Source organism: Spirosoma profusum, from assembly GCF_014699005.1.
In the GTDB taxonomy this organism is placed as follows: Bacteria; Bacteroidota; Bacteroidia; order Cytophagales; family Spirosomataceae; genus Spirosoma; species Spirosoma profusum.
Map to the genome: position 1 here is coordinate 259,915 of NZ_JACWZY010000004.1, position 12,181 is coordinate 272,095.

Sequence of the window (12,181 nt, forward strand, 5' to 3'; positions counted from 1 at the left end):
TTATAGTCTATTCGTCGTTCGTGGTCAGTTTATACTTCTTGCTAACCAATCGACTAACGACTATTGACTCAGTTTCGCAAACCGCTCAATATTGATTTCAGGTTTTCCTAAGTCAGTCCAGGTTTGAGCGGCCTCGAAGGTTTCTGGATATTTATTAATGGCCTCGGTAATGTGCCAGCCATAATTCGCCATGGCGGTGAACCATCCCGCAAATTTCATCAGCAAGGCAGGAGCCGTCAGCACACGTAGTTTTCCGTTCGGATAAGCTGCTACAAAACGTTCAGCAGCCTCGTGTTGGGTTACTGGTTCTGGCCCCTGAATTACATATTCCTGAGGCTCGCCTTCCTTCGCTATGGACAGCGCTTTAGCAACCTGCTGCCCATAATCCTGTGCTGCTACATACCACTGTTTTATGGCTGATCGACCAATCAGCAATATCGATTTGCCGGCACGTTGGGGGCCGCTGATCGTTTCCATAAAACAGGATGGATAGAAAATACTGTACGGAATACCCGATTCTTTCAAAAGACGAACGGCGCTCTGTTTGACGTCAAATGCCCACCAGTGGAATCCCTTCGTTCCCTGATAACGCATAACGATGGATGAAAGGTAAGCAATCCGGCGAATCCTCGCCTGATGAGCAGCCTGAATCAGGTTTGTAAGCCCTTCACGCTCAGTATGAAAATCGCTCTGTTTCTCCGTTTGTTTGACAGATAGGTTCAGGTAGACGGCATCCATTCCCTGCAAAGCATCGGTCAGGCTGGTTGCGTTTTCAATATCGCCTGGTACGACTTCAGTTTGCGGAAAGAGGGCTTTCGCCTTCGCTACGTCTCTGGCTATGATACGAATAGTATGCCCTGCCCGGATGAGTTCAAGCGTAACAGGATGGCCGAGCATACCCGTTGCGCCAATAATGGCGACACGCATAAAGACCCAGAATTTTTGCGCCCTAGCTTAATTGACGTACAAATCGACGCATCGTTTCGCAATAGATCTGCTCTGACTGCTCAACAGGCTGCTCATCTTTAAGCAGCATGGCCAGCGTAATCATCCCGTGAGACAACGCCCACCATTGGAAATAAAGCCGCTTTATACTCTCCTTCGACTTAGGAATGAACGAGAAAAGTGTTTGGCAGACAATATCGCTAACCGCCTGCATCATCTCAGATCGACAAACCGGCATTGTGCAATAGGCACCGGCCAGATTATACATTACCTGATAAATTTCGGGTTGTTGGCGAGCGAACTCCCACTGTACCACGGAGATTTCGTAAAGGCGTTTTTCGGGGTCGCGGTAGAGCTTGAGGATGCGGTCGTATTCCTGGTAGAGGTGGCGGAAACCTTCGTTGCGGATCTCGTCCAACAGCACATCTTTGCTGTCGAAATATTCATAAACTATGGGCGCACTGTACTCGATGGCATCGGCGATTTTACGAATCGAGACGGCCTGCCAGCCTTCTCGTCGGGCAATCGACTTCGCCGTTTTTACGATGCCTGAGCGGGTCTGCTCGCGGCTTCGCGGCTTACGTTCGATTATTTCCATAAGTAATAGGTACTCAGTCTTCAGTTAACGGTGTTAAATTGAGTGTAAACTACATATTATGTCAATATTGTCCAAAGTATCTGGAAGAATTTCAAAAAAAAACTACTTAACTACCAAATACGGGCCAAAAATTTCCATACGTATCTATTTTGTAGACAACCAGCCTAACCGATGGTCACTCCATCAGTAACTTTCTTTTTCGGCAAGTATCCAAACTGCTTCATCACCCAACTGATACGTATCACCATCAACCGTTCCGTAACAACCGATCACTGTTAGGCCAGCCTCTGAAAACAGGTGAACCAACTCAGCCAGCGTGTACACGTAGTACTGAGCACTACGTTGCTGGATCTCGCCCTCACGCACATAGGTAAGCTGGGCATCTATCCGGCTGGCAAGCGGATCGTACTGATGCTCAGCTAGAAATAATATATCATCACCTACAGGCTGCCAGTTACGTGCCTGATAATCGGGTAGAATGGACTCGGCAATCATTTCGGAATGGGCCAGAAAACGGCCTCCCGGCTTCAATAAATCGGCAATTCGACTCAGGAAAGATAGCATTTGGGGCCGGGGAAAGAAGCTAAAACTATTGCCTAAACAATACGCAGCATCGGACGAACCCGTTTTGCCAAGGTCAGTAAGCGGCACTGTCAGAAAATCACCAGCAATGGAATTAACCGCCAGTTTATCTGCCTTGGCCACCGACTCCAGTTCGGTGATGTATTCCGGCGAGATATCGATAGCTGTTAGTCGGGCCCCCATTCGGGCGAGCGGTATCGCATGACGGCCATACCCGCAGAACACATCCAGCAATCGGTCGCCGGGACCAAATTCCAGCGTTTCGACCAACAGTTCGAGGTCAAGCTGCGTCTGTTCGTCTGTTTGGGCGGCCTTCCAGGCTTCCTGCGGCAAACCGTAAAAAAAATCGTGATACCACATAAGTGAGTAATTTACAGTTTACAGTCGTCAGTTTACAGTTGTCTGTATTAAGCAATTTATCATTGACGATAAACAACTGATAACAGTAAACAGCAAACTGTAAACTCTATTTTTATCGCCACGAAATGAGTCCGATGGCAAGGATAGCGAGTACCAGACCAATTTTGTTGATGAGTGATAGTTTCTCCCGAAATAACAGGATCCCTAACAAGGCAGCCAGTAAAATGACGCCGATGTTATAAAGTGGATACACAAGAGCGCCGTTGCTCCCAAATTCCGATAAAGCCAGCAGGAGTGTATAAAAACTCAGAAAATTCGGCACACCCAACGTAACAGCCGCCAGCAGATTTTTCGCCTGAATGGTTTCTTTCCCCTGAATACTACGTACCACGAGCATCAACAGACCCGCCCCAACAGCGCCTAACACCATCGTCAACATAACCTGAATCGTCTTGTCGGTCGACGGAATGTATCGGAGATTCATGTAGTTAATCAACGTATTGGTGATGCCGTACAGCAGAAATACGGCTACCGGAAGTAATACGTTCAGATTCACTTTCCTTTGGCCGGAACGTACCGCCGTCGATTCATTTCCACTATCCGGTTCCTTTTTATACGTACTTAAGCCCACCGCCACAACGGCCAGCAACAGACCCAGGTAATTCAACGTATCGAACGTAGCAGTTCCCGTTTTAAATACGAACAGACTGAAACAGACCGGAATGACCAGCGACAGGTTATTGGCCAGCGACGTAGCAGTGATGCCGACCCGCTGTGTCGATGCGCCCGACAGCAGAAACGTAATGATAAATCCTACGCCCAGCCCCAACGCCAGCCAGGTCCAGTCTAGCGCGAAATCGATGGAAAACGTTTGACCCGCAGGCAACAGGAACCAGCCAACCAGAAAACAGACCGGATAATTGAAAACTATGGCCTGAAACGTATTGACTTCGTAACGCGGAAACAGCCGGAAATTGAGGAGTAACAGAACCGATAGAACAATGCTAAGCACTAGAAAGAGCATGGCAAATAGCAATTTTCGGGCGAAGTTAACAGCACGAACGGCTTGTCCGCGTATTTTTAGCTGGTTCCGTAACGCTTTCGACGTAGTAATACGTTCGTATCGATCGAATAGACCTTACTTTTGCGACAAGCTTATTCTCACGTTATGCGGATTTGGATACTGGTCTGGTTACTTCTCCTGTCGTTTCGGGCAATGTCAGTTTTCGGTCAGCACAAGCTAACCCTGTCGGTAGCTGGTGCGCCCACATTTGTACGTACCGACTTTAGTTACCGATACCTTTTCCCTGACAGCGATGGCCAGGTTGTTGAACCTATATTTATGAATGGAGAACGTTGGTTGCCGGGTTATCTGACCGGTCTGACTGCTACGTATACCTGGGCACCGGGCTGGTCGGTTTCGTCGGGAATCTGGTATCAACAACTCACGACGCGTCAGCCACGACTAGCCATTGCAGGTGACGGACGTAGCACTATTCGATACCGAACCATTCGCGTACCGGCGTTACTCCATTTCCGGATGAATCAGAAGCGGCTATCCCCTTATTTTTCGTTCGGCACGTTCCTCGATTTCCCGATACCCTCGCGGGTTATTGCTGAGCGGGAAGGGCTTCCTACGCAGTATCTCCGGCTCAGTGCCGATACAGGGCCAATCTTTCACATCATACTGGGAGCTGGTGGCCAGTATCGACTCAATGACCGAATCTCCCTCACTCTACAGCCGCTGGCGTCCTACAAACTTGGGCGGTTTGGTGGTGCTGGTATGCACGACCCGTCGTATGAAATCAGTATGCTGGCACAGGTAGGTTATACGTTCTGAGTTCGCTACGTTCGCTAGAGTATACGAACCATTTTCAACTTGATACGTAGTGATTTTAGTAAACAGAAGAGACAGGTATTTGCTCGGCCTTTGAGAATGCAGCCCGATAACCGGCTTCAATCGACACTAATTCTGTCGTTTTCTTTTGCCCGGCTAACGCCTGATGAAGTCCCACCATCGACCAGCCATTTCCCGGATTATGCGCTAAATCCTGGCGATAAACGGCTTCGGCTTCGGACCAGTTGCGCATCTCCAGCAAATAAGCTCCTAAAAATTGCCGGGCGGGTAATGGCCAGTCAGCCGGTTCGGTGTAAATCAATACGTCTTCAATAGCAATCGCTTTTTGTAGGGTTGCCAAAGCCTGTTCCTGCTTTTTCGCATGAAACAGAATAGAGGCATCCAGAATGTGCTCCGCAAGCTGAGCCGACGGTAAAAAGGCATTGAAGGGAATGCGTCGCTTTTTCAGTACCGGGTCTTTCAGCCGTTCCCGAAGCAGTTGCAACTGTTGCTCCGCTTCAGCCGGTTTGTTGGTACGTACTAAAGCCATTCCCCGCGCAAAATGGTCCAGCAGAGCCGCATACGTCCAGGACTGATCCGGTTTATCAGTAGCTAATACGTCGTTCCATTTCCCCAACCTGACCAGCGTGAGCGAAGGCAGCATGTACAAATACTGATCATACGGATTATCAGCAACGGGCGACACAGATCGGCGGCAACGTAGCGCATCGTTGATCCCTGTTTTGTACATGCCTCCCGTCAGTGCGCAATACGTCTGCACCGCGAAATAATGGGGCGAGTGTTTTACTAATCCCAGGTTAGCCGCCAACGAATCATATTTTAAGAGATTGTCATCGGCCAGGTCGTTGACTACCACCCCCTGCGCAAAATAGCCGTTACGTTGGTATTCATGACTCGACATGTGAACCATATGCGCCACACCCGGAAACAGCGTTTTAAGCCGATCTGCATTTGGATACGCTACTTCCGGATGCTTGGAAGCCTCGGTAAGATGGATGTAATAATGCAGGGCACCGGGATGATCAGGACTGTTTTCCAGTACGTTTTTACTAATATCAACAACCTCCTGCGTCCATGCTTTTGGCGAACCATCACCGTTCCAGAAGTCCCAGGCATGCATCAACATGACGGCGTCGACGTAGAGCATTTTGCTATCCGGATCATTAAATTCGGTAATTAGTTGCCGGGACGCATCCGCATACGCCTGATTCAATTGTTTACGCTGCGCATCCGACGGGTCAGTATTGTACCGGGCGTTCATCACCTCTATCAGCCTTTTTTCCTTTGGGCTGGCCGAAGCCGCCAACTCGTTCATACGCGCCAGAATCGTCGGCATGTCGGCGGGGACTTTATACAAATGAGCCGCATTATAGAAAGGCCCACCCGCCAACGCTTGTCCCCACCAGGCCATCGCTGATGTGGAATCGAGTCGAGCGGACTCCTTAAACGAGGCCATAGCTTCCTTCATGTGGTAGCTGTAATACATGGTCAGTCCCTGGTCAAAATAAAACTGGGCGCTATCCACGCGGGTCGAAATGGGGTAGGAATACGAACCCCAACCAGGCAGCGGTACGATGAACTTTCCGTTTCCCATTGGATAAATAAAGCCATCCGAACCCGCTCCACACACGACGATAGTATTGCTCTTTTTGCTTGTTTCGTCAGAAAAACTACGAACGTCGGTAAACGTAAAGAAGCCCCCAACAAGGAAGGGAATTATCAACACCAGTAGCACGTATTTCATATCCGTATTCTTTATGCGTTATCAGGTAGACCTTATCTCCCCGCTGAATTTACTTCGTTTCTGGCCAATGCCTCAATAAAAGTAAAAAAACATTCTGTGCAAATACGCACGTATTGAGTTTACGGCAACAAGCAGCAAATGCAGGAGACGTATTAAAAACAAATACTTATTTTTATCCCCATGCCACAGTCTACGTTTCGGTACCAATTACCTAAAAAAGCGATCAAAGGCGATTGCCCGAATTGCAGCCCGAAACACCGAAAAACGCTTAGCCGCTACGTCGACACACTAACCGGGGAACCCTTGCCCGACATCTACGGGCGCTGCGACCGGGAGAGTAACTGCGGTTACCATCTTAATCCATACCAAAAAGGCCCATCCGGATTATCCTACTATGAAGAAATAAAAGCACACTTTAGCCGTCAGCCAATACCGAAAGGATGGTTTAAAATAGCCGCAAAACAAAAACATAAAGGCGTCACAAAACAAGGCATTATCACTTTTCTGATTCAGACTGAGGGCGCTACGCTCGAACAAGCCGAACGAGTGGTGGACTATCTGTTTGAGGAGTCAACCACCAAACAGACGGCTATTGTTACGCAGTCCGAGCCTGGTCAGGTTTTCGCCATTCCGCAGGAGGTACTTGAGCAGTCGCTAGGGCATTATGAACGTAACCAGTTCGCCTATTTACTACGTCGTCATTTTGGAGTTGAAGTCGCTGATACGTTGCTGAAACAGTTTAGCATTGGTACGTCTGGATTGTGGCCGGGGGCCTGCGTGTTCTGGTACGTCGATGAGCAACAGCGCGTTCGCGGAGGGCAGATCAAATTATTCGATGATACGTTCCATACGGTTAAATACGTAGTAAAAGATGGCGAGAAACGTAGTCGAACTTCCTGGGTGCATTCAGCGTACGCGCTACGTTGCGATAGGCTGAATCTGCCCTATCCGGCCTGGCTAATGGATTATCTGGATGAGCGAAACGACGTGCAGAAATCGCCCTGTCTGTTTGGATTACCCCAATTACGTAGCGCCCCGGTTGATCAGCCGGTGGCTATTGTTGAAGCACCCAAAACGGCGGTTATCAGTACGTATTATTTTCCTGATTTTATCTGGCTGGCCGTAGGTGCCTTGTCCTATCTGAATGCCGAACGCTTAGCCCCGCTACGTGGGCGCAGAATTGAATTATTCCCCGACTTATCGAAAGATGGCAGTGCTTTTGATCGCTGGAACCGCGTGGCGAATGAACTACTTGGCCAGGGATTTCAGATTACAGTATCTACCTATCTGGAGGATAACGCCACTGAGGATGAAAAAGCGGCCGGGCTCGATTTGGCCGATTTTCTATTGGAGCAGTGGATTGAGTACCCACCTGACTGGGATAGTTAATACGGAGTTTACTCGAAACAATCTGCCATCTCATTTGATCCGTAGTAGAATGCGTCGATATTGCCGCAGTGCTGGCTGTCCACTGTCGGTCACGGTAAGCAATAAAGGGATAGTTTGACGAGCGGCTTTGGAGTGAATCTGAACAGTCAGCTGGGACGTATCGGTGCCCTGCAACTGGACAGAATTCCTTGTTGACGACGGATAGATTTGCCACTGGAAATGAAGCGCTTGCCTATCAGGATCAGTGGATTGGCGGGCATCGAAACGAACCGTTTTCCCTGGATGAACGACCTGTTCAATGAGTTGCCCGGAATTGTCGCCATTGACCACTACGTTCGGGTAATGATTTGCCTGATTGTATGGCTTTATACACCAGTCCAGCCGTGCCAGAAAATCGTCCTGCCAGGCGTCTCGCCATCGATACACCGAAGCCATGTATGGCGTTTGGTCGGTAACATAGGCTGCTGTCGAATCTATTTTATCCAGATAAAGACTCGCTCTTGTTTTAGTGAAAAGGCCACCCCAGCCACCCAATTCCGGCTGCTCTGCTACGTTCAGCCCATTCGGAATTAAGCTCAAATAAGAGGGCGTATCGCCTTCTTTGACCTCTTTCACGGGGCCAAGTTGCCGGGTCCAAATATCGCCACCCTGATAGTTTGGATATAGCATGCCCAGCGGGTTGGCCGGATTGTGAACCTGGGTAGCAACCCACAGTGAGTCATTTAATTTTGTGTTACCGCCCCGGTACGTTCCCCGATAAACGTATCGGGAATGAATAAAAAATAGCTCCGGGAATTGTTGCCGAATCCAGCCACCTGTTGAGTCCTGATCCGAAATGGCCCGAACTCTAAGCTTTCGCACAAACGTCCGCACAGCTTCTTTTGAGCGGGTTTGCTGAATTTTCCATAACGCCTGGGCCAGATCGGCGCTTCCACCCCATATACATACCCAAACCGGGCGCGAATCAGGTTGATCTACTACGTGGATAATCCAGTTTGAGGCTTCCGTATCGAGCTCCTCGCCAACACTGGTTGTTACCGGCAATTTAGGACTTGCCTTCGGTTGGCCGTCTTTGACCAACGCATGAAGTCTGGCCGCTGTTGGATACGTCGGATCATGCTGAATCAAATTTGGCTGAACCCTGGCGTATGCATCGATGACTTCATGAACAAGTTCAGGTTGGACCCGTTGACCATGCCCCAGATTGGAAGAGGCAATCAATCCTTCGACATCTAAAGAATTGGTATACAGCATCAACCGCACCATCGACTGCCCATCGTCAGGCTCCAGATGGCGAGCTTTCAAACTTGAAATATCAGTCAGAATCAGAACGCGAGGCTTTTGTTGGCGGGGAGCTAATGTATCAAACGATGCTACGTCAAAACCGAAAACAAGAAACAACCCCGCACAAATCAGGCTGATTGAGAACAAGTTAAGTACGCCATAAAACATGATTCAGTAACGTATAACATCCGAACGCCAATGGCTATAAACGTACTACTGTCCTGTTAACTAGCAGCTTTCATAATTTAGCTTTCGCGATTTCGGCCAGCACAGGTTCGATTAATTTCCTTGATCCTACAGCATCCAGGTGCAAACCATCGGGCGTCATGGTATCGATATCGAAGCCCGGTGTTTTAAAGCCATTCACAAACAGACAGCCGTTACGTTCCGCTACTTTTTTGAAGGTTTCGCTCATGGCTTTGACCCGCTTATCTCCGCCTGCGTATTTGGCGGTAGCCACTGCTTTGGTGCCGTAAGGCGGTGGCGAAATGATGACGATTTTTGCTTTATTGATCGCTGGAAAATCGCAGTTCTTAATTTTCTGAACCAGTTTCTCCAAATTGACCGATACTTCGCTCTGTCGGTCGGCAAAAACCGCTTTGGCGTCGTTGGTTCCCAGTTCAAGCACAATAAAATCAAAAGGACGGTCTTTGGTGAACTCAGTCGCTTTCCTGAGATTCTCGTCGATGACCAGTAGCGAATTCAGGGTACTGTCGCCGTTATTTACAAAACCGATTGTTCTGCCCGACTTACTGATGTTGAACACGTCTGCATTCGGTAAAGCAGTCTTGAGTTGCTGCGGCCAACTAAATGGGAACGTACCATTACTATCGCCTAACGTAAAAATGTTTAGTGGTTTATCCGACGACGTAGCAGCTTGAGAATAAGCCAAAAACGGCAAAAGCAATGCACCAATTACTACGTAACGAAGAATTATTTTACTCATTGACGATACGTTTATCAAGCGAAACAAAATTCCCTGTATTACCACAGTGCAAGCCGCGGTAGTATGCATCAAAGCAAGTAATTCCAACTCCATTTACCTACTTAGTTGAGTTGGTTCATCCCATCAGGTCCTACGTTTTTTTCTTTACGGTTTTGGGCGAATATCCAAATTTTTTCTTGAACGCATGGCTAAAATGCTGTAGGGATGAATAACCAAGATCGGAAGCAATTTCAATGGCCTTTTTATTCGTTTCCACTAAATCATTTCTGGCTATTTCCAACCTTGCCTCGGCCAGATAGCCAAAAACGGTATTATTATAGAATTCCTTGAACCCCCTTTTTAATTTATACTCGTTGATGCCGACAATCCGGGAAAGTTGAGTAAGACTGGGCGGAGCATCTAAATTTTTCATTATATACTCCTGCGCATACATGATTCTCTCCCGGTCCTGGCTGGTTTTGAGGTATTTATAGGCTGGAAGTAGGACGGCGTTACTGGCTTCAGCCTGGATAACCAGAAACTCAATGGCCTTGGCTAACAGAAACATTTTTTTCAGGCCTTCCGAATACCCACAATGAAGAATGTTGTGAATAACATTTCTCAACGAAGCTTCCAATGGGAGGTTTACAGGGGAAAGAGCCGCTGGCTTTCCGTTCAGCACATTCTCACCAAATCGGTTCAGGGCTTCATTGGCGCCCTGGGTTAAAGCCAGAAATTTTTCTTTTGTAAACTGAACGATAAACACCGTAATCCGGCTGTTCGTAGGTTTCAGCACTCCGCTCTGTTCCAGACCCGTGTTGGAATAGAACAAATTATGGTGGTGTTCCTGAAGCAGAAACGGGCAATGGGTCTTCTTATCTTCTATCAGTAAACAGCCGTTCAGATTGAGTTGTAAGGTGACCAGTTCTACGCTGATATCATAGTGCCAGTATACGTTGGTAGGTTTAGCGAACGTCCAGTCCGAATAACACATTCGGATTCCTTCAAAATACCATTCTTTAAAAAATACTTGTCCGTCAGGAAGTTGAACGTGCTGAGCGTGTTCAAGTAGGGCTGGATTACGGGTTTCGGTTAAGAAAAAATGATTCACATGCTGAAAATTGAAATCAGTCATGCCCTGAACAACGAAAGCCATAATTCCCTCTTTTGTAAGTGAAACTACTTTTTCTGTAATAACGTGGCTGCAAATCTCCCGAGTATTGTCATCACTTTAACATTCCAAGAATCCGATGACTAACACCTCTGTCTGGAAACAAATCTGTTTCCTGGTTCCTATTTGTCTGAGTTATTTTGCTGTTTTTGCCGCCAGCCAGAGCTTCGATACGTACAGAATCAGCTATGTCTGTACCCCACCATTTAACAACCAGTTAAAGGCTGCTGGCAATACCCCAAAAAAGGATGGCCTATACAGTCCTGGCCGCCATGTTCATGATTTGACCGACAGTAAAGAAATGCAGCTTCCGGATTCTTTACTGACTGAATTTTGCGGAGACTTCGATTTTGTTGATTTCCCAAGTATGCAAATCTACCTGTCGAACGGCAATCTATACGCAGAAACCAGTCAGGGGAAATCAATTTTAAAGAAACTGCCTCAAAAAGATTCATTTGAAATTGTGGATTATCAGGCCAGGTTAAAATTTAATCGCAACGACAAGGGAGCTATCCTAAACGTAGAATTAGACGCCCACGGATTCACGTCCACCGGTCAGAAACGAAAACGTTCCGAATGATGGAAGTGCCAAAATCCCTGATACGCTTTCGGAACAGCAATTAATTTTGCACCTTTCAATGGGCAGATCAATCTGGTTTCGTTGTCGAGAAGTTGGTCGGCAACGTAGCGAAACGTAAGCGTTTTTCCATCGTTACTGAATAAACAGCAATCTCCGTGAAAACCGCCTTCTACTTTGGTCTTTTACTCTGCCTTATCGGTACAGCCAACCTAATTCTGTGGATTGGTTTATCGACAAAAGACCTGTCCTTCGAGCAGACGAAAGCTTTATACCTGAGTTATTTCCCCGTTTTCTTTAGAAATGTCACCCTGATCACTCTACTCGGAATTGCTTTTGGTTGCTTTTCCGCTTACCTATTGATTCGTTCGCAAGGGTTGACAGACATTGGCTACCGGCGAGTTGGCCAACTGTTCATTGGCCTAAACACCCTGTTAATTATGTGGCAGGCGTTTAGTTTGATGTAAACCTCTCTGCCCCAAACTAAAACAACGTGAAGTATGGGTAGCTACTTTCTGTCATCCTGACGCAGCCGGGCGGCTGGTGCCGAAGGATGACAAAACCCCTCTATAAGACACTTGTAGTAAGGTAATTAGTATGAACCTGTTTAAACTTTTATTTTCTACATGTCCTTACCCCTAAAAACTAGCGTACTTATTCACTCAACGAGAAAGTGTAAACTAATTCTATATAAAATTCCCATAACTCACCTTAAAGCAACAAAGCCGAGTCTTTTAGACTCGGCTTT

The 12,181-nt window shown here is 47.5% G+C and carries 12 protein-coding genes; 4 read left to right on the top strand and 8 right to left on the bottom strand.

Features of this window, described 5'->3' with window-relative positions:
- Positions 1-60 precede the first annotated feature (60 nt).
- The 4 genes from IC229_RS07495 to IC229_RS07510 all read right to left on the bottom strand — a co-directional run bounded on the left by IC229_RS07495 (position 61) and on the right by IC229_RS07510 (position 3,509).
- Positions 61-927, bottom strand: a complete 867-nt coding sequence (locus IC229_RS07495) for an SDR family oxidoreductase (protein ID WP_190886324.1) — start codon at positions 925-927, stop codon at positions 61-63.
- Positions 928-949: 22 nt separating this feature from the next.
- Positions 950-1,543, bottom strand: a complete 594-nt coding sequence (locus IC229_RS07500; RefSeq protein WP_190886325.1) for a TetR/AcrR family transcriptional regulator — start codon at positions 1,541-1,543, stop codon at positions 950-952.
- A gap of 183 nt (positions 1,544-1,726) precedes the next feature.
- Positions 1,727-2,485 carry an SAM-dependent methyltransferase gene (locus tag IC229_RS07505; RefSeq protein ID WP_190886326.1) on the bottom strand — a complete coding sequence of 253 codons (759 nt, stop codon included), beginning with the start codon at positions 2,483-2,485 and terminating at the stop codon, positions 1,727-1,729.
- Between the two features lie 112 nt (positions 2,486-2,597).
- Positions 2,598-3,509 carry an EamA/RhaT family transporter gene (locus IC229_RS07510; protein ID WP_190886327.1) on the bottom strand — a complete coding sequence of 304 codons (912 nt, stop codon included), beginning with the start codon at positions 3,507-3,509 and terminating at the stop codon, positions 2,598-2,600.
- A gap of 144 nt (positions 3,510-3,653) precedes the next feature.
- Here IC229_RS07510 and IC229_RS07515 point away from each other — a divergent pair, with 144 nt between their 5' ends.
- Positions 3,654-4,325, top strand: coding sequence for a PorT family protein (locus IC229_RS07515; protein ID WP_190886328.1), 672 nt, complete (start codon positions 3,654-3,656; stop codon positions 4,323-4,325).
- Positions 4,326-4,380: 55 nt separating this feature from the next.
- Here IC229_RS07515 and IC229_RS07520 read toward each other — a convergent pair whose 3' ends face one another.
- Positions 4,381-6,087: a tetratricopeptide repeat protein gene (locus IC229_RS07520; protein ID WP_190886329.1), complete on the bottom strand. Its 1,707-nt coding sequence runs from the start codon at positions 6,085-6,087 to the stop codon at positions 4,381-4,383.
- A gap of 180 nt (positions 6,088-6,267) precedes the next feature.
- Between IC229_RS07520 and IC229_RS07525 the strand changes: the two genes are divergently transcribed.
- Complete coding sequence (locus tag IC229_RS07525; RefSeq protein ID WP_190886330.1) at positions 6,268-7,476, top strand: DUF6371 domain-containing protein; 1,209 nt, start codon at positions 6,268-6,270, stop codon at positions 7,474-7,476.
- A gap of 30 nt (positions 7,477-7,506) precedes the next feature.
- Here the strand turns inward: IC229_RS07525 and IC229_RS07530 are convergent, their stop codons facing one another.
- From IC229_RS07530 to IC229_RS07540, 3 genes are all read right to left on the bottom strand, one after another.
- Positions 7,507-8,928 carry a DUF1593 domain-containing protein gene (locus IC229_RS07530; protein WP_190886331.1) on the bottom strand — a complete coding sequence of 474 codons (1,422 nt, stop codon included), beginning with the start codon at positions 8,926-8,928 and terminating at the stop codon, positions 7,507-7,509.
- Positions 8,929-8,998: 70 nt separating this feature from the next.
- A complete protein-coding gene (locus tag IC229_RS07535; protein ID WP_190886332.1) occupies positions 8,999-9,706 on the bottom strand; it encodes a GDSL-type esterase/lipase family protein in 708 nt (235 codons plus the stop codon).
- 130 nt (positions 9,707-9,836) lie between these two features.
- Entirely contained in the window at positions 9,837-10,841 is a 1,005-nt protein-coding gene (locus IC229_RS07540; protein ID WP_190886333.1) for a helix-turn-helix transcriptional regulator, read from the bottom strand.
- A 94-nt stretch (positions 10,842-10,935) separates the two neighbouring features.
- On the opposite strand from IC229_RS07540, the gene IC229_RS07545 reads away from it, so the two are divergent.
- Both IC229_RS07545 and IC229_RS07550 read left to right on the top strand, forming a co-directional pair.
- Positions 10,936-11,436, top strand: coding sequence for a hypothetical protein (locus tag IC229_RS07545; protein WP_190886334.1), 501 nt, complete (start codon positions 10,936-10,938; stop codon positions 11,434-11,436).
- Positions 11,437-11,591: 155 nt separating this feature from the next.
- On the top strand, positions 11,592-11,900 hold the full coding sequence (locus IC229_RS07550; protein WP_190886335.1) for a hypothetical protein: 309 nt from the start codon (positions 11,592-11,594) through the stop codon (positions 11,898-11,900).
- Positions 11,901-12,181: the final 281 nt, after the last annotated feature.

Bases quoted from the DNA above. Each gene is read 5' to 3' on its own strand.
- IC229_RS07495 (WP_190886324.1), bottom strand. From the start codon at position 927: ATGCGTGTCGCCATTATTGGCGCAACGGGTATGCTCGGCCATCCTGTT.
- IC229_RS07500 (WP_190886325.1), bottom strand. From the start codon at position 1,543: ATGGAAATAATCGAACGTAAGCCGCGAAGCCGCGAGCAGACCCGCTCA.
- IC229_RS07505 (WP_190886326.1), bottom strand. From the start codon at position 2,485: ATGTGGTATCACGATTTTTTTTACGGTTTGCCGCAGGAAGCCTGGAAG.
- IC229_RS07510 (WP_190886327.1), bottom strand. From the start codon at position 3,509: ATGCTCTTTCTAGTGCTTAGCATTGTTCTATCGGTTCTGTTACTCCTC.
- IC229_RS07515 (WP_190886328.1), top strand. From the start codon at position 3,654: ATGCGGATTTGGATACTGGTCTGGTTACTTCTCCTGTCGTTTCGGGCA.
- IC229_RS07520 (WP_190886329.1), bottom strand. From the start codon at position 6,087: ATGAAATACGTGCTACTGGTGTTGATAATTCCCTTCCTTGTTGGGGGC.
- IC229_RS07525 (WP_190886330.1), top strand. From the start codon at position 6,268: ATGCCACAGTCTACGTTTCGGTACCAATTACCTAAAAAAGCGATCAAA.
- IC229_RS07530 (WP_190886331.1), bottom strand. From the start codon at position 8,928: ATGTTTTATGGCGTACTTAACTTGTTCTCAATCAGCCTGATTTGTGCG.
- IC229_RS07535 (WP_190886332.1), bottom strand. From the start codon at position 9,706: ATGAGTAAAATAATTCTTCGTTACGTAGTAATTGGTGCATTGCTTTTG.
- IC229_RS07540 (WP_190886333.1), bottom strand. From the start codon at position 10,841: ATGGCTTTCGTTGTTCAGGGCATGACTGATTTCAATTTTCAGCATGTG.
- IC229_RS07545 (WP_190886334.1), top strand. From the start codon at position 10,936: ATGACTAACACCTCTGTCTGGAAACAAATCTGTTTCCTGGTTCCTATT.